Raw genomic sequence first — 23,430 nt, 5'->3', positions numbered from 1 at the left:
CCGAGTTCCAGGGGGCACGGACGCCCCCCCTTCAAGACTCTGACAACAAAAACAAGAGACAGACAATGCACAACATCAAGGTGAAAACGCTTGGTGCGGTTCTGGCCGCCTTCGCGACGCTCAATACCCACGCCGCCGATAACACCGAAAAAGGCGAAGGCACGCTGTTTCGCAGCCTGTTCGGTGACACGCTGGAAAAGGATTACGGGATCACGGTCTCGGGATTATTCGACACGGGTTACTCGCGCAACAACCGCTCGACCCACGACGAACGCCAGGACGGCTTGAGCAATCTGCCGCTGGTGGGTTTCGCCGATGAAGGCCTGGAATGGGGCGGCCTGCATCTGTTTGTCGACAAGGCGCTCAAAGGCGACATGGTACCGCGCATCACGCCGCTGCCCGGCCCGCAACCCACTGAAGCCGCCTTTGGTTTTACCTTTGAAATGAACTACGGCCGCAACGCCCAGTTCGCCCGAACCCAAGGCTGGGACATGCATTGGGGGATCAACTCACCCGGTGACGACGACCTGGCCAAGGCCCAGCGCGACAAACAAAAATTCCTTGCCGTGCCGAACATCGCCGCCACCGCCTATCTGCCCTACGGTCCCGGCATCACCGCCATGGCCGGGGTTTTCGGCCCGGCGCTGGGTTATGAAATCCCGCCGAACATCCGCGCCGCGCGCAACCCGTTTGCCAGCAAGACCTACGCCTTTGTCAGCGAACCCGGCACCGTTGGCGGCGTCCAGTTGGGTTCACGCCTGTACAACGGCGAGTCCGGCATTCTCGGCGTGGAACTGGGCGTGGTCCAGGGCTGGAACAACCTGCGCGATAACAACGACAGCAAATCGGTTATCGGTGCGTTGCGTTGGCGTACCGCCGACATGCAGACCTGGATCGACTACGAGTTCATCCTCGGCGATGAGCAGAACGACAGTTTCAGCGACGTGCAGGCACCGACCTCGCGCCTGGTGTCGCCGGATGGACAGTTCAAGCAGCAGCACTCGCTCAACGGCTGGCATCGGTTTGATGCGCACTGGTCGATGGGCGCCGAGGTGGTGTACGGCCACCAGGACGGTGACGGCCAGGCCAGCACCGTCGACATCATCAACGGCCCCGGCTTCGACGGCGCGCACTGGTGGGGTGCCAACGCGGTGCTGACCTATCAGCAAAGGCCCGATCTTTCTTACTCGGTACGGGCGGAGCATTTCGCCGATCCCGACGGTTTCATCCTGCTGCCCGCCTCCACCGCCCGCGGCAACTTCAACGCCGTCACCGCGGGCCTGCGGTACGACCTGAACAAGTACATCTCGCTACGCCCCGAAGTGCGATACGACGTGTTCGATGGCAACGCCGACGATCACCCGTTCGGGGCCGGGCGCGACCGTACACAGCTGACCGGCCTGGTCGAAGCGCTGATTTATTTCTAAGCCCCTGGCAGCCACGCCATGGCTGCCTTCCTCAACTCCATCCGAGTGACAACCATGAACAACAATAAGCACGCGTGGGATGTTCGATACGAGTTCAAAGCGGTGGCCTTGCTGGCCCTGGGTTTCGGCCTGGTGGGCCTGGACCGGTTCATCATCCTGCCGTTGTTTCCAGTGATGATGAAAGACCTCGGTCTGAACTATCAGGACCTGGGCAACGTGACCGCCATCCTGGGGTTGGCCTGGGGTATTTCTTCGATTTTCATGGGACGACTGTCCGACCGTATCGGTCGACGCAAAGTGCTTATTCCGGCAGTGCTGGTATTTTCTCTGCTGGCGGGCCTCTCGGGTCTGGCGACCGGTATCGGCGGATTGCTGCTGATCCGCGCGATCATGGGCATCTCCGAAGGCGCCTTTACCCCGACAGCCCTGGCGGCCACGGCGGAGTCTTCGCACCCTGCCCGGCGCGGCTTGAACATCGGCATCCAGCAGGCCTTTTTCCCGATTCTCGGTCTTGGGCTTGCACCCATTCTCGCCACACAACTCTTGCTGGTGGTGCCGTCGTGGCGCTGGGTTTTTGTGATCGTGTCGTTGCCGGGCTTCCTGCTGGGCCTGGCCATGTACCGGCACCTGCGGGAAACCCGCATCGCTACACCACCAAAAGCCGAAACCCGCTCAGACGCCAGGCACACCGGTTGGCTGGATGCCCTGCGCTTTCGCAACGTGTGGCTGAACATCGTCGGCATGTTTTGCATGCTGACCTGCCTGTTCGTGATCAGCGTGATGATGCCCAACTACCTGATGGACTACCTGCACCTGGACGTGCAGCAGATGGGCTTCGTGATGTCGGCGATCGGCCTGGGTGGTTTTCTCGGGCAGCTGATCATGCCAGCCGTGTCCGATCGCATCGGCCGTAAACCGGTGGTACTCATTTCGTTTGTCGCCACCGGCGTGTTCCTCTGGTTGCTGATGGGTACTGGAGCGGAACCGATGAAATTGTTCGCCTTGCTGTTCCTGACGATCTTTTTCAACTTCAGCATGATCTGCATGACGGTCGGGCCGCTTACCAGTGAATCCGTTCCAGCGGCGCTGACCTCCACAGCGACCGGCCTGGTGGTGGGTATCGGCGAGATTTTCGGGGGTGGCGTCGCGCCCGCCATCGCGGGGTACATCGCCCAGCACCACGGCATCGAAAACACGATGTACCTGGCACTCGGCGCCGTATTGGTCGGATTGCTGGTCGCAACATGCTTGCGCGAAACCGCCCCGGCGAGGGTTTCTGCGCCGGCCGCCGAGGGCATCGACAGCGTGTAAAGCATTCACTCTCCATTCGGGGAGCGACAGGATGTCGGAATGGGCGTGTTGATGAGCAACGACGACACGCCCCGTCATGCACAAGATGCGCATGCCAGTGCCAGGCGCCACGACCGCCCGGCACTGAACCATCCCTCAAGCGTTTCATTGAAATAACGGCGCCGGCCACAAGCTGGCGCCGGTTCGTTTGGTGTTCGACATGACAGTGCCCCCCTGCTCTTTAGGGGTGCCTGCCAGGATCCCTTCTTTGAGGAAAAATCCGTTGTTTTTCAGAAAAATGAAGTTGGCACCGCGCTCGATTTTCGGCTTTGGCCTGGTGGGTTTGGTCGTGCTGCTGCTCGGCCTGTTCGCATTGAGTATGGTCAGGCAGTTGAGCGTGGAGTCCGAGGCGATCAGGGAGGTCTGGGTGCCTGGGCTCATCCGGCTGGCGGCGTTGAACACCACAGAGGATCGAGCCGGAATAATGACCTTTCGCATGGTCGTGCTGAGCGACCCGGTGACCCTGGCTGCCAATCACCGGGCGCTGATGCAGGTACTCGACAGTGTGCGCCAACAACAGGAGGCATTTGCCGCCCGACTTCGGCAACCGGCGGAACGGGAGATTTTTCAGCGATACCTGGACGCGTCAAATGCGTTCCGTCATGAACAGCTTGAAGTCATACGGCTCGCAGCCGAAGGTCAACGCCAGGCAGCCACCGGGATTTTGAACGGCCCCATCGATAAATTCGCCAAGGAACTGGGAGAACGCTCGGGTCAATTGCTGGATTTTTACCTGCAGCACTATCAACAAGGCGCCGCGTTCGAACAACAAACGCGTCAGCGAGTGGTGGCGGGCGTCATCACGGCGATGGCTTTGGCCGCCCTGCTGACGATCGTGCTGGCGACGCTCTACACCCGAAGTATCAACCAACCCCTGCTCGATGCGCTCCATGTCGCGCAGAACATTGCCCGCGGTGACCTGACATCCACCATCAATGACACAGGGAAAGACGAACCGGCCTTGTTGCTTCAGGCGCTTGGGACCATGCAGGCTCACCTTCACGACACGGTAGTGCGCATTATGGATTCTTCCATCCGGCTGGCGCATTCTTCGCAACAGTTTCATCGCGTCATCGCGACCGCGAACAGCGGGCTTGAGGAGCAGAACAAGGAAATCGAACAAGCCGCCACCGCCGTGAATGAAATGACCGCTGCCGTCGATGAAGTGGCGAGAAACGCATCGGCGACAGCGCTGGCGTCACGAACCACGGACACAGCGGCGCAAACCGGAAAAGCCCGGGTCATGGAAACCCTTGAATCGCTATCGGTATTGGCAGAGGGCATTTCGATTACCGCCGATCGTGTCGAAGCGCTTGCCGGCAGCGTGTCCGGCATCAACCGTGTACTGGAAGTGATACGGTCGATTGCCGAGCAGACCAACCTGTTGGCGCTCAATGCAGCCATTGAAGCCGCACGGGCCGGGGAAGCGGGTCGCGGGTTCGCCGTCGTCGCTGAAGAGGTCCGGGCGCTGGCATTGCGGACGCAGCAATCAACGCAGGAAATCGAGCACATGGTCAGTTCCTTGCGTAGCGTGGCGGCACACACGCTGTCCTCCATGCAACAGAGCACCGAACGGGTCCACTCGACCCTGGGTATTGCCCAGGAAGCGGATGCTGCCTTGCAAGAGGTTAGTGTTGCAGTGGAGACCATCAGTCAAATGAACGTGGTCATCGCCAGTGCTTCAGAACAACAGGCTCAAGCCTCCCGAGAGATCGACCGGAGTTTGATCAGCATTCGTGATCTGTCCGTACAAACCTCGGCGGGCGCTGCACAGATACACTTGACCAGCGAAGAACTGTCGCTGTTGGCCGCCGGATTGCGCGGGCACATCGACAGGTTTCGCATCTAGCCCGGGCTTACTTCCTGCAAGGTTTTTCAGATGATTGAACTCCATAAAGTCACCGCGTATCAGCAACAGACCCGAGTGCTCGACCAGTTGTCCTTGAAGATCGGGCCACAGGAGCGCGTTGCCATTCTCGGCCCTAACGGCGCGGGTAAAAGCACCCTGCTCAAGCTGATCAACCGGGAACTTTACCCGGTGGCTCAGGACGGCAGTTATCTGAAGCTGTTCGGCAGCGAGAGCCTGAATCTATGGCAACTGCGGAACAGGATCGGCTTCGTGTCACAGGACCTGCAAGAGGATTACACGCCCTACACCAGCGCGTTGGACGTTGTGGTTTCCGGCTTTTTTGGCGCTATCGGCCGCCATGAACACCTGCAACCGACCGAGCTTCAGCTCGAGCAGGCACGCGCCATGATGGCCAGCCTGGGGATTTCGCAGGATGAATCCTGCATGTTCCAACGCCTGTCCACAGGCCAGAAAAGACGCCTGTTGCTGGCTCGAGCGCTGGTGCATCATCCCGAGGCGCTGATTTTCGATGAGCCGGCCAACGGTCTCGACATGGGTGCCAGCCTGGCCATGCTGACGCTGTTGCGCAGTTTCTGCAGTGAGGGCCGGTCGTTGCTCATCACCACCCACCATGTCGACGAGATCATTCCGGAAATCGAGCGCGTGGTGTTGATCAAGCAGGGGCAGATTGTCGCCGATGGTTCCAAGTCCGAACTATTGACCAGCGCACACCTTTCGGACCTCTACCAGACTCCGTTGCACATCAGCGAGAAAAACGGCTGGTATCGGTGCTGGCACGATTGAGATTCGGGTTTGCCGCCAGAGCGTCAGGTATCGCCAGAGCGAGCCCCCCTTCAGGGGCTCGATGGATGATTCACATCCGATTGAGCTCGCGTTTTCAGATACGCCCTGGAGAAGGCCACTGCTTCATGCGCCAACCTGTTCTCCACGCCGAAACCGCGCAGCACCATCAAAATGACCGCATCGATGTAAGCCTGCGGATCGTCCACTTTGCGTTGGTTCATGCTCCGAACTCCTTCCAGGGTCGCACCGATCAACGCATCGACGCCTGCCTGCATCGATGGCAGGTCAAGTAAGCCGGCATGGCGGCCGGCCTCCAGATCGGCCAACACGTACTTCAGCAAGATCGATTGGTCCTGCACCAGGTCCGCCCGGATGAAAAACGATGCCCAGCGCCGGTCAGTATGTGCGCGAAGCAAAAAGAGACGCATCGCAGTACTGATGCGTTCCAGCGGGTGAGTCAGTACGTCATACACGGGCAGGATATGCAGCGTCATGCCATCAGTCGCTTCCTGGCCTATGGCTGCTACTGCCTCCTCCAGCGAAGAAAAATGTTTGTAGAAAGCTCCCCGGGAAATTTTCGCCTCCCGTGCGACGTCTTCGATGGTGACGGAAACCTTGGTGGGGTCTTCCAGCAAGTCCATGGTCGCCGACAGTATTCGCGCGCGCATCGCGTCCCGCTTGCGCTGGGCAGTCACGCTTCGGTGATCCAGCGGTGCGTCCAGGTCGTTCGTAGATGTTGCCGTGTTTTCCATGTGCGTTATGCCTTTTCGCATCGAATCGCGTCGGCGAATAGATTAATTTATATCTTTACTAAAAAAATATATTTCTATTAATATCGAATTCGTCACCGTGACGAATTCGTCACTATTGTGTCAGAAGCTCATCCAATAATCTCAATAACAGGAAAAGCCATGAACTCCGTCCTCCTCAACGCAACGATCAATGAGCACATCCATGAAAGCGAGTTGATCGCCCGCGCCAGCGGTCTGGTCGAGACTTTGCGTTCGCGTACGCGCGAAGTCGATGAACTGGCGCGCCTGCCCGAAAAAACGGTGGCCGAACTTGATGCCATCGGCGCCTTCGACCTGATGATTCCACGCCAGCATGGCGGTCTGCAAACCAGCATCAGAACCTACATGGAAGTGGTCAGTGAAATAGGCCGTGGTGATGCCTCGGCTGGCTGGGCCTGTTCCCTGATCAATATTTGCAACTGGATGCTCGCAACGTTGTATCCCAAGACAGTCAGTGATCCCATCTTCGCCAGTGGCAGCAAGGTGCGCAGCAGCGGTGTGCTGTCCCCACGCAAAGCGAAGGTCAAGCGTGTGGCGGGCGGTATCCTCATCGAAGAAGGCCTGTGGGGATTCAACAGCGGCGTGTATCACGCACAGTGGGACTTGCTCGGGATTCCAATCGTCAATGAAGCGGGTGAAACCGTGGATCAGGGCCTGGCCCTCATACCGGTTGCAGACATCACACTGCTACACGATTGGGACACTATGGCACTGCGGGGAAGTGGCAGTACCTCGGTGTCAGTAAAAGATCTGTTCGTACCCGATGAGCGCATTGCGTCGGTGTCCAAAGCTATCGCTGGCGAATACGCCTCTACCCACTTGCAAGGTGAAGCGCTTTATCGCGGCGCGTTCATCCCGTTGCTGGCAATCATTCTGGTATTCCCCGCCCTGGGCATTGCCAAGGCAGCCCTGGAAACATTTCTCGCCAAGCTGCCGGGCCGCGGCATCCAGTACACCTGGTACAACCAACAGGACGAGGCTGCAGTCACTCACCTGCAGGTGGGAGAGGCCTCGGCCAAGCTCGATGCCGCGCGCCTGGTCGTGGAGCGTTGCGTGGACGAAATCGACGCCTGCGCTTGTGCTGGATCGGCGATGGACCGGCAAACGCGGGCGCGCATCCGCCGCGACACGGGTTATGCCAGTCAGCTGATCTGGGAAGGTGTCGACTTGCTGGCAACGGCAAGCGGCGGCTCCCTGGCAGGCAGCTCCAATCCATTCAACCGCCTGTGGCGCGACGCCAGAGTGGCCAATCTGCATGGTGTGGTGTGCACCTCCACCAACCTGGAACTGTTTGGTCGGATCCTGTGTGGCAAAGAGGCCAATACACCCCTGGTGTGATTGCACGACTCGCGCGGTCAGGCGCACTGGCCGCTTGGCAAACGAATGGAGAATGACGATGAATGATGCACACAATGACACCGCCAAGTTTCGCCGTGTCATGGGCCGATTTGCCACAGGTGTCACAGTGGTGACCTACGAACGGGAAAATGAGCCTGCGGGTATGACGGCCAATGCCTTCCTCTCAGTGTCGCTGGAGCCACAACTGATTCTGGTCTCGATCAAAAACGAATCACGCTTTTGCAAGCACATCCAGCCGGGTGACTTTTACGGCGTGAACTTTCTCACCGAACAACAGGAGCACATCAGCGGCCACTTCGCAGGCCGCGCCGTGGAGGGGCTGAACGTGACCATGAACAAAGTCCGGGGCGTCCCCATCATCGAGGGCAGCCTGGCACATATTGTTGCGCGGGTTGTCCAGATCCATGCCGCCGGCGATCACCAACTGTACATCGCTGAGGTGGTCGAACTTGTAGAGGCCGAACAGGCGCGACCACTACTATTCTTCTCCGGCCAATACGGAAGGCTGAACGCGGCCTGACAGATCGACAACGCAATCTTGCGCACTAGATAAGCGTCGCAGCCGCCACGCCACCCTGATGCGCAACCCTCAGGAATGCGCGCACCGCACCACCGGTTTCATTGGCACGACTGATCAGCAGCAAGTCGGTATGCGGTTCAACGTCGTCGAATGTTCGATAGATCAGCCCCGGAATGGTGACCTGCATTAACGGTGCTGGCACCATTGCGACCCCCATGCCGGCCGCCACCAGCGCCAGCACGCTCAAGGTGCTGGTGGTGCGCTGGACCTTGGGCTCGCGCCCCAATGCTTTTCGCAACCCCGCCAGCATGTACTCATCGGCGCCGTGTGCTGCGTAAATGATCAACGACTCGCCACCGAGCATGGGCACGCGCAAGGACTTCTGGTTCGCAAGGAGATGGTCCTGGGGCAATGCCAGGACCAGTGGCCACGTGCCGATTCGCTCGAACAACAGATCGCTATCCAGAGCCTGACCGCCATGACTGGGTGCGTAACCCAGGTCCAGCTGGCCATTCTGAATGGCCTCGACCTGCAACTGTGGCGCCAACTCACGCAGGATCACTTCAGCATCCGGGTACGCCGCTCGAAAGGCGCGTACGTCAGCCATCAACCGTCCACTGAACACCGCGTTACCCGCGAACCCAATACGAACAGTCCCCATCTCGCCCCGCAAGGAACGCTGCACCACACGCTGGGCATGCGCGGCCTGATCGAGTGTGCGCTGCGCTTCATCACGCAACAGCACCCCGGCTTCGGTCAGCTCCACGCGACGGCTGGTACGCAGGAACAGCGGGCCACCGAGTTCCTCTTCCAAAGCGCGGATCTGCATGCTCAGCGCAGACTGGACAATGTGCAAACGCTGGGCTGCCCGGCCGAAATGACCTTCCTCTGCAACGGCCAGGAAATACCGCAAATGACGCAGATCCATGGGCATGTAACTCCATCAGATTTAATGATCAATCGTTCATATCAATCTATTTGAAGTTATCTGTCCAGAGGTGGATGCTGAATCGACAACACACCACCTGCCAAGGACATCCCGATGCAGACTTACCTGGAAGACCGTCTTCAAATCACCGATCTGATCACTGGCTGGATTCATCGCGATCTCGGCCAATGGGATCAACTGGCCAACCTGGCTCACCCGGACGGCATCATCGAAGTCACCTGGTTTGAAGGCCCGTTCGCGCAGTTCGTCGAGGGGTCCCGGCGCATGGGCAAGTCTGATTTGCGTACCAAGCACCTGATCGGTACGCCAGTGGTCAGCCTCAACGGCAACAAGGCTGTCGTCGAAACCAATGCCGTGATCGTTGCTGAAAACGTCCATCTGAACCTGGGCTGCAGCGCGCACAACCGCTTCTATGACCTGGTGGAAAAACGCGACGGTGCCTGGAAGCTGGTCAAGCGTCAGAGCATCTATGACATGGGCAGCTTCACTTTCCCTCAAGGCCTGGTTGAGATCGATCACCAAGCCGTGTCGCGCTACCCACGAGAGTACGCACCGCTTGCCTATCTGCTGGAGAAAAGCGGCTTCCCGCTCAATCGGGTTTTCGCCACCCGCGGCAGCGACCTGGAGCAGGACATGCGGGCTGAGGCCAGCGCCTGGCTCGCCGACTAACCACTCTTCTTCGCCCACGCCCTCAAGGGGGATTTCCCAGGCACGGCAACCGCTTTGACCCTGCACTCAGAACACCGCTCTTACCGAAAATAATTACAACAGAGGTATTCCCGTGAACAATCAACTCGACATCTGCGCGATTGTCGAAAGGAGTCGCTTGGGCGCCTTTCAGATTCTTGTGCTCATCCAATGCTTCCTGTGCATGGTCGTCGATGGCTTCGACATTCAAGCCATGGCCTACGCCGCCCCCAGCCTCATCGCCGAATGGGGCATCGCCAAAGCAAACCTGGGCCCGGTGTTCAGCATCAGCATGCTCGGCATGTTGATCGGCTCACTGGCCCTGGGTTCGATTGCCGACCGCGTCGGTCGACGGCCCGTGCTGGTGACCGCATCCCTGGTCATGGCGGTTCTGATGTACTTCACCGCCAAGGCCACCACGGTGGATGGCCTGCTTGCATTGCGCTTTTTCACCGGCATCGCGATGGGTGCAATCGTGCCCAACGTTGCCACGCTCGTGACCGAATACGCCCCCCGGCACAACCGCGTGATGTTGTTGACGCTGGTCTCGTCGGGGATGGTTGTCGGCGGGCTGGTCGGCGGCGCCATTGCTGCAGCGCTCATTCCGCTGTATGGCTGGCAGGCGGTGTTTTACCTGGGTGCCATCGCCCCGTTGTGCCTGGGTTTGCTGATGCTTTTCGCACTGCCCGAATCACTGCAGTGGTGCGTGCTGCGCTCGCGCCAACTCGACCGCGTCCGGGCCATCCTCGCCCGCATTGAGCCGGGCCTTGAGATTGGCGAACAGACGACCCTGGTGATCGGTGAACCGCGCAAAAAAGGCCTTTCGCTCGCTCACCTGTTTGCCGATGGCAGGCTGGTCGGCACCTTGTTGCTGTGGCTGATCAACTTCATGAACATGCTCTGCGTTTACTTTCTCGCGTCCTGGACACCGGTGCTGATGAGTGGCGCGGGCCATTCACCCTCGCAAGCGGTATTGGCCGGCACAGCCATGTGGCTTGGTGGTTTGGCGGGCGGTTGGCTGCTTGGCTGGTTTGTCGACCGACGCGGCTTCGGCGCCGTGCTGGTCCCCACTTTCATCGTCTCCGCCGTGGCCATCATGCTGTTCAGCCACTTCTACACCTCGATCAATCTGGCCTACTTGAGCATTGCCGTTGCCGGCTTCGGCATCCTGGGTGGTCAAGCCGCACTGAATGCCATGACCGCCACCTTTTATCCAACGGCGCTGCGCGCCACCGGCACGGGATGGACCTTGGGACTCGGCCGATTGGGGGGCATCTGCGGCCCTTTTATCGGCGCCCTGCTCCTGTCCCTGCAGTGGTCGACCAGTGATCTGCTGGTGGCCGCCGCCGTTCCCGCCAGCATCACGGCCATCGGCATCATTGGCTTCTGGCGCATGAATCGAACCACCGCTGTGCCCGTTACCCAATAAGTACCCACAAAAAAGCGGCCAGTGGATGGCCGCCTCCCCAATAAGAACAAGAGAAACCCCATGAAGAACATCAACGTCAAATCGTTTGGTGCGGTTCTGCTCGCCCTCGCAACGGGACATTGCCTGGCCGGTCAACCCTCCGACGTCGGCGAAGGCACTGTGTTTCGCAGCGTTTTCGGTGACTCCCTGGAGCGCGACTACGGCATCAAGGTATCCGGATTACTGGATGCCGGTTATTCACTCAACAACAACTCATCCCACAAGGATCGCGAGTCCGGACAGACCAACACGCCAGTGGCCGGGTTCGGCGATGAAGGCTTTGAGCTTGCCACGCTGCACCTGTTTGCCGACAAAGCATTGAAGGCCAACTTCGTCCCCCGTGTCACTCCATTGCCAGGCCCTGCCCCCACCGAGGCGTCGTTTGGCTTCACGCTCGAAGCCGCCTACGGACGCAATGCCCAACAAGCCCGCACTTACGGCTGGGACATGCACTGGGGCATCAACTCTCCAGGCGACGACGACCCGGACAAGGCCCGACGCGACAAACAGAACTTCCTCGCCGTACCCAACATCGCCGCCACGGCCTACTTGCCGTATGCCGGCGGCTTTACCGCCATTGCCGGCATTTTCGGCCCAGCCCTTGGCTACGAAATCCCGCCCAACGTGCGTGCCGCACGCAACCCGTTTGCCAGCCGTTCATACGCCTTTATGACCGAGTCAGGCGCGGTGTCCGGCTTCCTGCTGGGCAAACGCCTGGTCAACAACTCCAGCCTGTTGTTCGGGGCCGAGTTAGGCGTGATCCAGGGTCAGGGCAACCTGCGCGACAACAACAACAGCAAGGCGTTGCTCGGTGCACTGCGTTGGCGTACGCCAGACATGAACACCTGGATCGACTATGAGTTTCTGGTCGGTAACTCACAAAACGACAGTCGCAGCGACATACAAACGCCCCGCGGTCGCCTGATCTCCCATGATGGCCAGTTCAAACAGCAACACTCGCTCAACGGCTGGCACAGGTTCAATGAGCGGTGGTCGATGGGCGGTGAAATGGTCTATGGCCGTCAATCGGGTGACGGCAAGCCGTCGACCGTGGACATCGTCACCGGACCCGGGTTTGATGGCGCACATTGGTGGGGAGCTAACCTTGTGTTGACTTACCAGCAACGCAAGGACTTGTCGTTTTCCGTACGTGCCGAGCATTTTGATGACCCGGACGGCTACGTCCTGTTCCCCTCTTCCACCGCCCGCGGCGCGTTCAACGCGCTGACCACGGGACTGCGTTACGACTTCAACAAATACCTGTCACTGCGCCCGGAACTGCGCTACGACTGGTTCAATGGCCGTGACGATGCGCATCCCTTCGGCCAGGGTGATGCGCGAAACCAACTGACCGGGACTGTGGAAGCGTTAGTTTATTTCTGAGCTTGCCAATCGGCGCTCTGAGCGGCTTGCGAGCAAAAATGCCAAGCGACGTCGGCGGTGGGACCCTAATCGGGATGTCTACAGGCGTCTTGGAATCTGGCTCATGGAAATGGACTCTTCAACGTGCAATTGGACGTACAAATGTGGACCTGGCCTGTACTTCGTGGAGGACAGCAATCGACTGTGGATTCAACCGATCGTTGCCGAATGGCCGCGAAAAAACGATGAGCCATAAAAAATCCAGTCACCGCTAAGTGACTGGATTTCTTAAAGAATAAATGGTCGGGACGGAGTGATTCGAACACTCGACCCCTAGCACCCCATGTTGGGGAGTGTAGAGTGCTAAGCTATTGTTTTATAAAGAATAGAACCTCTTTTAAGGGTGGCAAAAAATCCGCTTTTTTGTGGTTTTGCAAACGGAAACACACGGCCTCCAGAGGAGGTTTTGCGCACAACCATCCCGGTGTGCTGCCGACTGTTTTCACTCTGCCTTAAGCTCGAGTCAATTGCACCGCATGGGTCCGCTTGATGCGCATCATTTCTCTGAATCTGGACCAAATTGAGATCGCACGCATCTGCTAGCCATCCAAGTGGGCGTCCAATCTTCCCTTGGATATTAGGCTCTAGAAGTTCAAGGATATTGTGTGCCTGCTCTACTGTAAGACCATGCATCAAAGACACAACACCCCACGCCCGAGCACGTTGACTGCCAGCCTGGTAAGGAGCGGCATTAGCGACTAGCACATGTATGACGCACTTTGCATGATCCTTGAGTGTGAGACTTACTTTCCCGTCTTTACGCACTGCCAGCGAGATTTTCAATTTAACCTCCATTGTGCTCGGATTTTCAGGTTCAATTGCTAGTCAAGATATTTGACTACCGCAAACTTTGAGCTGGCGCGGTCGCCATGTCGATTTGACTCACCACTCCAGATGACTGCGTCACCGCCGGCCTCCTTGGCTTTTAGAGCGACCGCTTCCTTCAAGCCGTTCATGTTTATCGGATTGACTATGCGATCATCGTTGATAACGCCAAGCATTTTGTATTTTCGAGGCGGCTCACCGCTCGTCCAAAAATCGACGCCATCGATGGTCTGCTTTGCACCGCCCTGCCCTTCAAATGTTGCATTTTTTGCCTCGTACGGCTGATAGGTTGTATTCGCATAAATGGAGCACCAGAGAGCAATGCTGAGACGAGTATCGCTGCGGGAAATAGCTTCATCATAAGAAGGCCTTTAGGCAGGTAGCTTCGGATTTCTCCCCTCCATTATGGCTAATAATTGTTTGAGAGTTTTGAGTTAGCTCATTTATGCCACGCGCTACCATCCCAAGCTCTGCATGGGCTATTTTTCTGTCCGACAATAGGCACCGACGAAATCACCCAGAAAGAAAGGTGAGTTAAGAAGCCACCATGTCAAGGTGACCCTGAGAGCCACGCAAGCTATTGATTAAAGGAAAAACAGGATTTTACAGGCAGATGCAAAACCGGCAGATCACCCTATAAGATTCAATAACTTAGCGTTGTATATTCCTACAGTAGTTCCCCTTCCGTGGCGTCCTGCCGACCGAAATCCAATCCAAAACTCTACTGCTCGTCGCCACCCCCTCGCCCAACCGTCTCGTCTCGATTACTGTATATCCAAACAGTACAGATAAGGCATGATCGTGGATCCCCTCGAAATTGAAGACACCAGCGACTGGCTTGGCTGCCCCACCGAGCTTGAGACCTGCCGTTACTTACTGCGCATGACCGAGAACAAGGTGCAGGAACTGACCCTACAACTGCGCAAATCCCGCGAAGACATCTTCGGCCTGGTGCAAATGCATGCCGATGTCACCAAAGAATGCGGGGCGCTGCGTGCCAAACTGTTGAAGGCCAAGGCCGACCTCGCAGATTCAAACCGCAGAGCCACCGATATTGAGACGAAAAGAAACTGGGAACTAATGGCCAACAGCAGGCACATCAGCGAGCTCACTCTCAGGATCCGCGAACTAACCGGCGAGAAACCTTTCGATAGCCCTTTCCCCCACCAGCGAGACACCTCCGGCACTTGAGCTTGATACCCCGTGGAAGTTACGGCACATCCTTGAAGAAGACGTGACCGCCAAGCTTCAATGTCTGCTTGGCCTTCGCGGCCCAGGCCGGCGCCTTCTTCATGGCGATGGCGTAATAGTGCGTGGCGCCGCCGGTTGGATCTGGCACCTTGCTGACGACCACCTGGTCAGCAGCAATCCGCGCTTGGACAAGCTCCCGGAACGGGATCGCCTTGACGCCACTCAGGTAGGCGAAGTTCGGGTCGCTCTTATTCCAGCAACTGAACTGGTACGGCTTCTGGCACACGCCTGCATAGCCCTCCCCCCACCACGACCGATCCTTGCCGTCGTTCACGCGGTTGCGGATGGTCCAGGCTACGGCGACCTGCCCGGCCAGTGATTCGCCGCGGGCCTCGCCCCACAACGTGCGCGCGAGGATGTCGCGGTCTCTTTCGGTCACAGTCATTACTTTCATCCAGGCCAAAAAAAACCCGCCGGAGCGGGTTTAAAAATAATAGGTTTGTTTAAGCTGTTACAGCGACCTGTTTAAACCGAAGCTGAATTGAATGCCTAAATCTCTCAATTGGCGCTTCCACTATATAATGCAATATCGCACCAACCACTATTGCGCAAAGTACGGCAATAATCATCCACGAAAAACTGTTAGGGTGCGCCAAAGCAAACGTCACATAGAAATACCAATGAACAAGATAAATAGAAAAACTCCACGCCCCAATCTTCTTCATCACAACAGACTTCATGACTTTACCAAGGCAACCATTACCATCTGCCAGGACTACAACAAATAGCCCCCAGAAAAAACTGAGATAAACAAACTTATTTAGAAGCCAATTATCCATCGGCATATCAAGTAGGATATTTCTCATAATCGGGCTAGATAAAATCATGAGAATCAAAACACAGGCTGCAACCAACGTGGCCACACTGTCCGTGACATACCTTCTATAAAAATCCATAGATACCGCAAAATAACAGCCAATCGTAAAGCTTGACAAATACCAGTGCGTCGATATTCCGTTTGGCACTGAATTCCAGTACGGCCAGAAATATTGCTGCCCAACTACTAAAACAACCGCACAAAGGGCAGCACCGAGATCCCCACCGAAACGTTTAGCAGATATCAATAAAAACGCAAATATTGGCAAGAAAGCATAAAATTTAAATTCAACCGGGATTGTCCACAAGTGCGCAAATCCCTGCTTAAACAATATGGCATTCTGTAAATCTTGAGCCGTGCCAATATTCGCAGTGCCAAGCCAATAGTACAAAAAAGCCACTATAGTAAAGATAGGAACAATCCTCAAAAACCTACCCAATGCATACGTGAATAGTGAGTACCGTGAGAACCCGCTAGATTCAAACTTGCTCGTCAACAGAAAAGCACTCAGGACAAAGAACAACCACACCCCGATTTTTCCTGCACCTGCCAACGCCTTAAATGTATCGGCGAAAAAAAAAGCTGAGGCGTGAACCAAAAGCACAATCAGGCATGCAAACCCTCTTATGCCATCAGCGCCTTGATAATGATTGGTCTTTGACATGCGAGCCCTCTCCTCCAGAAGGGGCGTATTTAAACACCATAGGGGATGCGAGCAAAGCCTAAATCTGTCTAGAAAAGATTATTTTTCCTTAGGTATAGCCCTTTAGGGTTCAGGGGGTGTAGGCCAGTCAGGGGTGGCAGGCCAGCCGAACTGATCCAGGGTATTAACCAGTGCAATTCTGTAACGTTTCCACAGCATCAATTTCCTCGTTTCTTCTTCTGAAATCTCACCGATATCGAAAGAATGTTGCAACGTCTGAATTATCTGGGATGCACCTGCAATTCTTTCAAAAAGTTCCGAGTTGGAAATTTTATTTATTTCAGCGCTCAATGCTAGTTCCAAAGCCCAACTCGGCATAAATTCAAACTACTGCTCTCCAGCTTGTAGCGCCATATCACCAGCAATGGCGCGATAGCCTCCGGCCGCAGTGACAGCGTACCCTGCAACAGAATTTTTCATTTGAGTCTCCATCACGTTATATTAGTGAAAGCTATCGCTCAAACTGACACCCACCTATGCCGATATAAAAACCGCCGGATGTTGGAGTAACATTCCATGCATAGTTAAGTTTTTGCGTTGCGGAGCTTGGTACATACATAACAAATTTTGTGCTAGGTTGAAAGGTAACCAGACCTGCTGCCATTCCATCCATGGCAATGGAGGCAACTTGAGCTGGAGATGGGCTGGTATTCGTTCCTGCCAGATATACTCTTCGAGAAGTCACCGGAACCACATTGCTACAGTCTACAGTCGTACGCACCGTAGAAACACCGGCCGAAAAAACGAGAAAGCCGGCGCCTGTTCAGTCAACCATGTATACGACATCAAGTGTATTACTAGTAATAAAAGGCCAATGCCCACCAGTAGCGTTAGCACGAAAACTACCCAGCAAACGTCTGCCGACATCACCTAGCTTAGTTCGGGCTGCCCCCATATAGGCGAGGAAGGCCAAGTTGAAACTAGCTCAACAGCTGGAGTACCTGCATTGCTATACAGGTAAAGATGATACCACGTGCCTGCTGTAGTACCACTAATAGGCAAGCTAAGACCAGATGGGACTACAATAATTCCATATCCAGGAATATAGGCAGCACCGGATGTAACAACAATATTGTTTCCAGCCTCGCAAGAAGGAATGAGACCCGTTATGAAGCTTTCTGCTACCCCACCCTTTATTGCCGGCAAAATATAATAGTTGCCGGTTGTTCCCAGCGCAGCCATTTTTGGGCCGTAGGTGTTCACCCAATCCCGCACCTGATCAGCCACGCTTTTTTTTTGGTAACCCTGAACTGGCGTTACCGCGTAAGCCGCACCAGCGACTGTCGGCCCCAAATACGGGGGGGGGGGATGATCGAGATCAGCGTATCGCTTGCGACGTTCCCAAGCTCGTATTGGCGACCATCTGGGCCGATGAAGGCATCACCGATCCGAGTGTTTGCTGCAAAAGCGGTATTTACACCGGTCACGGTGCTCGAATTTTGGGTGACAGAAACCGTTCCCAATCTGTGCCAGGGCATTGAGTATCTCCAAGAAGATATGTTCGAAGCGAAAGAAGTCAGGCCAGTAATTTGGCGCAGAGGAATGGGCGGTGACCTTGGTCAGTCCAGGCTGTGAAAGCGAGGCTGTACATCATGATGCGGCCGTTGGCGTAATCGACGCCCAATGCGCACCCGCCACCAGCTCCATCGTTATGGCAGTTCATGGTGAACGGGTTCAAGGAGACGTACTCGACTGAACCGAGCACCTTGTTAATTCCCCAGAAATACCTACGGCCCACCCCAAGCTGTTCGGTCCCGAGATACGTCCAGTTGCCTGCTGCGAAGGTCACAACGACCGCCGGCGCGCCACTGTCGTAAACAAGCGCAGCGTTCTGGTCCCACAGCCGTATCCCATAGGCTGCCGTGCCCATGGACGCCCAAGCGGCCACGAAGTACTGGCCGCTCAACGTTGCGTTGACGCTGGATGCCTTCATGGTGAACCCGGTCCAGTTTCCCGGAGCGCCGGTAAACCACACCGATATTGGAACCTGAATCGCCCCCTGATCAGGGCGAACGAACACTAGCGGCGGGTCCTGGCTTGTGATGGCTCTGGCAACCCCCCCCGATGCATTGGTAGTTCCCGAATACGACCCCTTGGTGAGCATGCAAAGCCTGGGAGCCTCGGCGTCGATCTGAATGAATGAGCCGTCGTTAATGCTCTGAAATCCAAAACTCATGTTGCGAACCTCACCGCGTAGCCCTTGGCGACAATCCTTGTCTGGAGCGTCGATGCGCTGGCTGACGGGTTTTTAGGTTTGACGATCACCTGCCCTATTGCTGTGATGACGTACGGATAGGATTTGGTGTTCCCGCTACTGTCAGTTTCCGCCGACTGCACGTCTTGTGCTCGTGTCGGCATGATCATGAACACGCAGTTGGCCGGATTGAAGCCCGGTATGTTCAGTGTGTAGCTGGGCGTGGCTCCACTGAAGTCGATCACGCCCTGCCAGAACACCTGGTAGGTGAAGCTGTTGGTGTCCATGGATAGGCCACCGCTTGCATCAAAAACACGCAGACCAAATGACGCCATGGTTCACCCCAGCTAGCCGAGCCGGACACGCAACACGTTGTTGGCGTCGTAAACAGAGACGTTCAGCGAGTTGATCACCAGCCGCCCTTGGCCGGGGACGATGCCGTTGATTTCAAGCGTTCCGTCCTTGTTGAGAATCCAGCCTTGCTGGCCGGCGATGTAGTTGGTCGAGCTGATGTTAGCTGCCGATCTTGGCGTTGGTGATGGTGCCGTCCGCGATAAACGCCGAGTTCATGAACACCTGCCCACCCTGTACCGCAAACGGAACCGAGATGGCACCGCCGGCAATGGTGTTGACGATGGCGAAGCGATCGGCACTCACCAGGAACTGGCTTTGCAGACCGGCACCGGTGTTCTCGATGCCCAGGCCGATTCCGGCTGCGACGTACTGCCCCCCTGAGGTGATCTGCATCTTCACCGACCACATGGTCGACAACTTGCCACTGGTGTCTGCGTACGCAGTGGCCGTCTGCTGGATGCCCGCACTGTTCTGCTGAATCCACGAAGTGCGAGCGCTGTCGCTGCACCTGTACAAGAAAGCCGGAAAGGACGGACAGAAGATCGCTGGCCACGCGAGCGAAGTCATGACCAAAAACTACCAGCGCGACCACGAGGAAGTCATCTGGTCCGAGGCAATTCCGGACCTAAATATCAGCGAAATCGCCGGATAGTTTTGCGCCAGTTTTGCGCGGGTTTTGCGCAGACACAAAAAATCCGATCTAATTGATCGGCTTAAGTGTCTGATTTTACTCAGGAATAATGGTCGGGACGGAGTGATTCGAACACTCGACCCCTAGCACCCCATGCACGCAGGAACCATGCAAAGCCCTTTGTAATGGCCGTTTTAACTGGCGCTCGCTGCAACCGAATGCCTACAAGAGCTTATAGGTGCGTGAGGAAGTCACGCAAAAGTCACGCACGCTTTGTTCCCCTCCCCGGCGTCCTGCCGAGCGCTTACAGCTCAAAATTATGAATTTATTGCTTAGAGTTGCGGCCCTGCTCGCTGAGTATCTGCAGCAGTGCCAAGACAATTCGTGGAGCCCCGCGACATCCATCCCAGCCTTCATGCTCGTGCACCGACAGCATGGCCTCAAGCGCTCGGTATGCTGGACCATCCCCATCGTATAGCGTCTCGCTGATGGCATCGAGGTCAATGACGAGCTGCTTCGTCCCTTCCTCGCGACGCTCGTAGAAGCGGTCAGCAGCCTCTGTCCAGTAGGGGTCTTCAGACCAATGGCGTGTCATATTCGAACTCATGGCAAAAAAGATTGGAGGTAACTCTACCCGTTGGCATAATAATTTTCGCTGTCGTAATCCCATTACGGCAACGGGTCGGTTTCAGCCCCTCGCAAAGCCGGTATAGCTTCTGCCCTCCTTCGGCGTCCTGCCGACCGAAAGCAATCCGCCCATCGCAGTAGGGAGTCACCGATTCAACGCTGGTATTCTCGCCGCCACGTTCGCCAGGCATTAAGGGATGCGGGCGAAAATAGAAGCCCCGGAGCCGCGGACCTTCCGGGCTTTGCGTTTCTTTGCAGGAACATAATTACACCGCGATTCTATAGGGGTGAGGCAAAGTACGCAGGGCCAATGAATCCGGGCACTTCCTTACTTTGGAGTACCCGGTTTACACCCCGATTACACGGTCAGTGGTACAAAACTTGGTACAAGCTTCATTCCCTCCCTAGGCGTCCCGCCTACCGTTCGTCACTTCCTAATACTGCTGCTACGCTGACCTCTTCACGGAGGATTCGCCATGCCCAACTCGAACCTGCTCCCTTCTCTGCCATTCAAGATCAACGAAAACCAGCTCGCTTTGGAGGCCGCCATTAGAAACTTACGCTCTGGGTTGAGCAGCGGGGTACGACCGCCGAAGTCGGTAGGAAAGTACGTGGCGCCCTTGAAACGATCGACAAGAACGAAGAGCTCATCAAGATGACGCTTGCGGTGCTTATGACGCCGGAGTGACTGCGGTAGGTACCACGCTGAATTGGTTAGGTAATCCTGGAAACTATTTTAGGATTACGCTGCCAATCGCTCCCTAACGACAGCCGACCTAATGCTCCCCTGCTAAGCTGAAATCTTCACAGAGGATTCGCAATTTCAAATGCTACGCCTAAATGCGTAGCAGGATTTTCCCACGCCAAACTTTGGTATTAACAGGACGCTGCCGTATGACGTCGATATTTGAGAAGATCAAGGATGTGATTAGTAGTAATCGTTATATCTCGATGCGAGTGCATGGAACGTCTGCCCATGTACAAACCGAGCCTCCCCCTGACCAACCCGATAAAAAAATAGTGAAGGTGGAGCGTGTGCCGCAGGGCACATTGATAACCGCCAATTTTCCGGCAAGCATGACAATACATTTTTCCATTCCTACCCCTCTTATTATCGAGCGGACCAGATCATTGTTCAGCTTTGCCCAAATCACCACTCTGCGTACTAGCACGCCTGTATTTGAAGGTACGTCAATCAGTGCCGTACGTATCCAGCTTTACTTAAAAACATGCAACGGTATCTTCGGAGAACTCAAGATCATGGATGGCGACAAGGTGATATTGAATGAAAACATGGTCAATCTCAACACTCTAATCCCAACTAACGACGAATATAATGAAGAGCCGCTCTCCCAGGCAAGTTTCACCATCGACATAAATAAGCGAATTTACAATGCCCTGGGCGTGTCATTTGATGCTAACTTTTCGCACGCGGCGTTTAACTCTGATAACACTGAAATATTGCTAATTGGGGCCAAGGTTATATTTAATTTAAAAGGCTGACAGAAAAGTAAACAATAATCATCCGGCAACTACATCACGATACTGTATTGATAGGGGATTTCTGAAGGCTGCAGCTAACATTTACAGGGGGAGCAAGCCTCCGCCCATCTTTCTCCACAGCCCCAAGACCCAAGTCTTTGGCGTTCTGCCGACGGCTCATTTTCTCCCGTCCCCCAAATATTTCTGCTGCTAAACTGACCTCCCACATAGAAGGCTCGCGATGCCAAGTTCAGACCTGATCCCTTCCCTGGTCTACAAGATCAACGAAAACCACCTCGCCCTAGAAGCCGCCATTATGGAGCTTACGCTTTGGGTCGAGCAGCGCGGAGCGTCCGAGGTCGGTGGAAATGTGCGCGGCGCCCTGCAAACGATCGATAGAAACGAAGAATTCATCAAGATGACGCTCGCGGTCATGATGACGCCGGAGTGAAAGAAAATGGTCCGTCCTCGGACTGCAGGCCTGATGAATTTCTCACTCGGTCAATGGATCATCCCCATCACTGGAAGCTTTTTTGAACCGGTCAGCCACCTCTTTTCGCTTTGTGAACTTTTCGACCAACTGAAGGATAAGGGTTTCAATATCCACTGGTGTTCCAGAAGGTCCAGCTTCGGCGTCAAGCAGCCACTCTTGAACATCATCTATCAACCCCGGACCATACTTAGTCTGCGTATTCAAATTTGAATATCCACGCATATAGTCGATGGCGCTCGCTACACCTGCTAGCACCCCTCTAGTTTGACCGGCTAAATATTCGCTAGCACGAGCATTTTGAAGCTCCCGCTTATGTTTTTCAGCAGCGCTGACGGTTTGATCAGAATACTTTACAAGTTCTTTTTCAAGCCTCTTAACACCAAGTGTTTTTTTCAGATCTAAACTTTTTCTTCCAGTACTCCTCCGCAAGCGCGATCCGGCCAGCATAAACTGGGGAAAACTGATACGTGGCAAGACTAGCCTGACCAGGCACATCGGAATCGAACTCTTCAAATACATATGAAATTTTTGCTCCCGCACCGAATAGTACTTTCTGAAAGTGCGCTATCGTGACGCCCTTCGGGAACCTAGGATAAGGTTGTAGCTCTAGAAAGTGGCTAATTTGATCTGGCGTCAACTCGCTCACATCAGCAACAATCGAGTAATATTTAAACAGCCGCCCTTCAACTTTTTGAATATCGTTCACGTTAGTGCTCCAGCGCTTAAGTAACTATATGTAATCAGCTAAAGAAGTCGCATGCAACACTTGAAAACTATATTTTTCAGTGTCAATATTTACTTTAAACAATCATTAATTTATATTCCTTTGTCTTGCGCGCCTCTTAAAAGTCACTCACGCAATTAGGTAAGTTTTTTCCCTACTCGGCATATCCCCTCGAGTCTCCAATTCCAGCATCCCCCCTCGACCCGAAGAATTCGCCCAGACCTCTCCGGCATTTATCCACCCGAAAATCACTCCCCGCCGCTTCAGCCTCGCGAAATTCACGCGCTTCGATTGCTGTATATACAAACAGTAATCGTAAGACCCAATCATGGACCCGTACGAAATCGAAGACACCAGCGATTGGCTCGGCTGCCCGACGCCACTTGAAACCTGCCGACATCAGCTGCGCATGCTCGAGAATGAAATTGAGGAACTCACCCTTCAGTTGCGCCAGGCACGGCAAAACTTCTTCAAGCTGGTTGAGATGCACGCCGAAGCCATCCAGCAGCGGGATGACGCGATGAGGAATCTGCGGGAAAGGTCCGGGGAATCAGCGACCCTTCGCAAGCTATGATTCGACCTGGACATCTCCGCGAGATTTCATCAGCGTGAGGCTGAGCGACTACGCCAAATATTGGATGGCCTGACAGCTCAGCCAAAAACGATTATTTGAGCACGGGTGCAATTGCGCGCACGTAGGCTT

25 protein-coding genes and 4 pseudogenes are annotated in these 23,430 nt (G+C 55.4%); 16 read left to right on the top strand and 13 right to left on the bottom strand.

Going from position 1 to position 23,430, the window contains the following annotated elements:
• The first annotated feature begins 65 nt into the window (after positions 1-65).
• The 5 genes and pseudogenes from OH720_RS11100 (at position 66) to OH720_RS11085 (ending at position 5,430) form a co-directional block, all read left to right on the top strand.
• Positions 66-1,427, top strand: coding sequence for an outer membrane beta-barrel protein (locus OH720_RS11100; protein ID WP_272605631.1), 1,362 nt, complete (start codon positions 66-68; stop codon positions 1,425-1,427).
• Between the two features lie 54 nt (positions 1,428-1,481).
• Positions 1,482-2,738, top strand: a complete 1,257-nt coding sequence (locus OH720_RS11095; RefSeq protein WP_272605630.1) for an MFS transporter — start codon at positions 1,482-1,484, stop codon at positions 2,736-2,738.
• A gap of 199 nt (positions 2,739-2,937) precedes the next feature.
• Positions 2,938-3,723, top strand: a pseudogene (locus OH720_RS31840) (MCP four helix bundle domain-containing protein); the annotation flags it as partial.
• Between the two features lie 39 nt (positions 3,724-3,762).
• The gene (locus OH720_RS31835) at positions 3,763-4,626 is read left to right on the top strand and encodes a methyl-accepting chemotaxis protein (RefSeq protein WP_442967311.1); all 864 of its coding nucleotides are present in this window, start codon (positions 3,763-3,765) and stop codon (positions 4,624-4,626) included.
• A 30-nt stretch (positions 4,627-4,656) separates the two neighbouring features.
• The gene (locus OH720_RS11085; protein ID WP_272605628.1) at positions 4,657-5,430 is read left to right on the top strand and encodes an ABC transporter ATP-binding protein; all 774 of its coding nucleotides are present in this window, start codon (positions 4,657-4,659) and stop codon (positions 5,428-5,430) included.
• Between the two features lie 50 nt (positions 5,431-5,480).
• On the opposite strand, the gene OH720_RS11080 is transcribed toward OH720_RS11085, so the two are convergent.
• Positions 5,481-6,182 (bottom strand): TetR/AcrR family transcriptional regulator, encoded by a 702-nt coding sequence (locus OH720_RS11080; RefSeq protein WP_272605627.1) that lies wholly within the window; start codon positions 6,180-6,182, stop codon positions 5,481-5,483.
• 159 nt (positions 6,183-6,341) lie between these two features.
• Here OH720_RS11080 and OH720_RS11075 point away from each other — a divergent pair, with 159 nt between their 5' ends.
• Together OH720_RS11075 and OH720_RS11070 are read left to right on the top strand one after the other, a co-directional pair.
• The gene (locus tag OH720_RS11075) at positions 6,342-7,559 is read left to right on the top strand and encodes an acyl-CoA dehydrogenase family protein (RefSeq protein ID WP_272605626.1); all 1,218 of its coding nucleotides are present in this window, start codon (positions 6,342-6,344) and stop codon (positions 7,557-7,559) included.
• Positions 7,560-7,617: 58 nt separating this feature from the next.
• A complete protein-coding gene (locus OH720_RS11070; protein ID WP_272605625.1) occupies positions 7,618-8,100 on the top strand; it encodes a flavin reductase family protein in 483 nt (160 codons plus the stop codon).
• A gap of 25 nt (positions 8,101-8,125) precedes the next feature.
• Here OH720_RS11070 and OH720_RS11065 read toward each other — a convergent pair whose 3' ends face one another.
• Positions 8,126-9,028, bottom strand: a complete 903-nt coding sequence (locus tag OH720_RS11065; RefSeq protein ID WP_272605624.1) for a LysR substrate-binding domain-containing protein — start codon at positions 9,026-9,028, stop codon at positions 8,126-8,128.
• Between the two features lie 114 nt (positions 9,029-9,142).
• Between OH720_RS11065 and OH720_RS11060 the strand changes: the two genes are divergently transcribed.
• The 3 genes from OH720_RS11060 to OH720_RS11050 all read left to right on the top strand — a co-directional run bounded on the left by OH720_RS11060 (position 9,143) and on the right by OH720_RS11050 (position 12,587).
• Positions 9,143-9,718 carry a nuclear transport factor 2 family protein gene (locus OH720_RS11060; RefSeq protein ID WP_272605623.1) on the top strand — a complete coding sequence of 192 codons (576 nt, stop codon included), beginning with the start codon at positions 9,143-9,145 and terminating at the stop codon, positions 9,716-9,718.
• 112 nt (positions 9,719-9,830) lie between these two features.
• Entirely contained in the window at positions 9,831-11,165 is a 1,335-nt protein-coding gene (locus tag OH720_RS11055) for an MFS transporter (RefSeq protein WP_272605622.1), read from the top strand.
• Positions 11,166-11,225: 60 nt separating this feature from the next.
• Positions 11,226-12,587, top strand: coding sequence for an outer membrane beta-barrel protein (locus OH720_RS11050; protein ID WP_272605621.1), 1,362 nt, complete (start codon positions 11,226-11,228; stop codon positions 12,585-12,587).
• A gap of 342 nt (positions 12,588-12,929) precedes the next feature.
• Here the strand turns inward: OH720_RS11050 and OH720_RS11045 are convergent, their stop codons facing one another.
• Positions 12,930-13,409 carry a hypothetical protein gene (locus OH720_RS11045; protein WP_272605620.1) on the bottom strand — a complete coding sequence of 160 codons (480 nt, stop codon included), beginning with the start codon at positions 13,407-13,409 and terminating at the stop codon, positions 12,930-12,932.
• 837 nt (positions 13,410-14,246) lie between these two features.
• On the opposite strand from OH720_RS11045, the gene OH720_RS11040 reads away from it, so the two are divergent.
• Complete coding sequence (locus tag OH720_RS11040) at positions 14,247-14,642, top strand: hypothetical protein (protein WP_272605619.1); 396 nt, start codon at positions 14,247-14,249, stop codon at positions 14,640-14,642.
• 19 nt (positions 14,643-14,661) lie between these two features.
• Here the strand turns inward: OH720_RS11040 and OH720_RS11035 are convergent, their stop codons facing one another.
• From OH720_RS11035 to OH720_RS11005, 7 genes and pseudogenes are all read right to left on the bottom strand, one after another.
• Positions 14,662-15,087: a cell wall hydrolase gene (locus OH720_RS11035; protein ID WP_272605618.1), complete on the bottom strand. Its 426-nt coding sequence runs from the start codon at positions 15,085-15,087 to the stop codon at positions 14,662-14,664.
• Between the two features lie 58 nt (positions 15,088-15,145).
• Positions 15,146-16,183 carry an acyltransferase family protein gene (locus OH720_RS11030; RefSeq protein ID WP_272605617.1) on the bottom strand — a complete coding sequence of 346 codons (1,038 nt, stop codon included), beginning with the start codon at positions 16,181-16,183 and terminating at the stop codon, positions 15,146-15,148.
• Positions 16,184-16,285: 102 nt separating this feature from the next.
• Positions 16,286-16,540, bottom strand: coding sequence for a tail fiber assembly protein (locus tag OH720_RS11025; protein WP_336299065.1), 255 nt, complete (start codon positions 16,538-16,540; stop codon positions 16,286-16,288).
• A 552-nt stretch (positions 16,541-17,092) separates the two neighbouring features.
• Positions 17,093-17,425, bottom strand: a complete 333-nt coding sequence (locus OH720_RS11020) for a hypothetical protein (RefSeq protein WP_272605615.1) — start codon at positions 17,423-17,425, stop codon at positions 17,093-17,095.
• 313 nt (positions 17,426-17,738) lie between these two features.
• Complete coding sequence (locus tag OH720_RS11015) at positions 17,739-18,398, bottom strand: hypothetical protein (RefSeq protein WP_272605614.1); 660 nt, start codon at positions 18,396-18,398, stop codon at positions 17,739-17,741.
• Positions 18,395-18,703 (bottom strand): hypothetical protein, encoded by a 309-nt coding sequence (locus tag OH720_RS11010; protein ID WP_272605613.1) that lies wholly within the window; start codon positions 18,701-18,703, stop codon positions 18,395-18,397. The genes OH720_RS11015 and OH720_RS11010 overlap by 4 nt, the downstream gene beginning before the upstream one ends.
• A 60-nt stretch (positions 18,704-18,763) precedes the next feature.
• Positions 18,764-19,244 (bottom strand): annotated as a pseudogene (locus OH720_RS11005) (DUF1983 domain-containing protein); the annotation flags it as partial.
• Positions 19,245-19,251: 7 nt separating this feature from the next.
• Here OH720_RS11005 and OH720_RS11000 point away from each other — a divergent pair.
• Positions 19,252-19,422, top strand: a pseudogene (locus OH720_RS11000) (integrase); the annotation flags it as partial.
• Between the two features lie 304 nt (positions 19,423-19,726).
• Here OH720_RS11000 and OH720_RS10995 read toward each other — a convergent pair.
• Positions 19,727-19,996 carry a hypothetical protein gene (locus OH720_RS10995; protein ID WP_272605612.1) on the bottom strand — a complete coding sequence of 90 codons (270 nt, stop codon included), beginning with the start codon at positions 19,994-19,996 and terminating at the stop codon, positions 19,727-19,729.
• 508 nt (positions 19,997-20,504) lie between these two features.
• On the opposite strand from OH720_RS10995, the pseudogene OH720_RS10990 reads away from it, so the two are divergent.
• The 3 genes and pseudogenes from OH720_RS10990 (at position 20,505) to OH720_RS10980 (ending at position 21,961) form a co-directional block, all read left to right on the top strand.
• A pseudogene (locus OH720_RS10990) lies at positions 20,505-20,716 on the top strand (hypothetical protein).
• Between the two features lie 206 nt (positions 20,717-20,922).
• Positions 20,923-21,531 carry a hypothetical protein gene (locus OH720_RS10985; protein WP_272605611.1) on the top strand — a complete coding sequence of 203 codons (609 nt, stop codon included), beginning with the start codon at positions 20,923-20,925 and terminating at the stop codon, positions 21,529-21,531.
• Between the two features lie 220 nt (positions 21,532-21,751).
• On the top strand, positions 21,752-21,961 hold the full coding sequence (locus OH720_RS10980) for a hypothetical protein (RefSeq protein ID WP_272605610.1): 210 nt from the start codon (positions 21,752-21,754) through the stop codon (positions 21,959-21,961).
• A 42-nt stretch (positions 21,962-22,003) separates the two neighbouring features.
• Here the strand turns inward: OH720_RS10980 and OH720_RS10975 are convergent, their stop codons facing one another.
• Both OH720_RS10975 and OH720_RS10970 read right to left on the bottom strand, forming a co-directional pair.
• Positions 22,004-22,432, bottom strand: coding sequence for a hypothetical protein (locus tag OH720_RS10975; protein ID WP_272605609.1), 429 nt, complete (start codon positions 22,430-22,432; stop codon positions 22,004-22,006).
• Positions 22,377-22,709, bottom strand: a complete 333-nt coding sequence (locus tag OH720_RS10970; RefSeq protein ID WP_272605608.1) for a hypothetical protein — start codon at positions 22,707-22,709, stop codon at positions 22,377-22,379. The genes OH720_RS10975 and OH720_RS10970 overlap by 56 nt, the downstream gene beginning before the upstream one ends.
• Positions 22,710-23,055: 346 nt before the next feature.
• Here OH720_RS10970 and OH720_RS10965 point away from each other — a divergent pair, with 346 nt between their 5' ends.
• Positions 23,056-23,301 (top strand): hypothetical protein, encoded by a 246-nt coding sequence (locus tag OH720_RS10965; protein ID WP_272605607.1) that lies wholly within the window; start codon positions 23,056-23,058, stop codon positions 23,299-23,301.
• Positions 23,302-23,430 lie beyond the last annotated feature (129 nt).

The sequence above is a fragment of the Pseudomonas sp. WJP1 genome, assembly GCF_028471945.1.
Lineage (GTDB): Bacteria > Pseudomonadota > Gammaproteobacteria > Pseudomonadales > Pseudomonadaceae > Aquipseudomonas.
The sequence above is the reverse complement of the archived record's forward strand: the minus strand, read 5'-3'. Positions and strand labels throughout refer to the sequence as shown.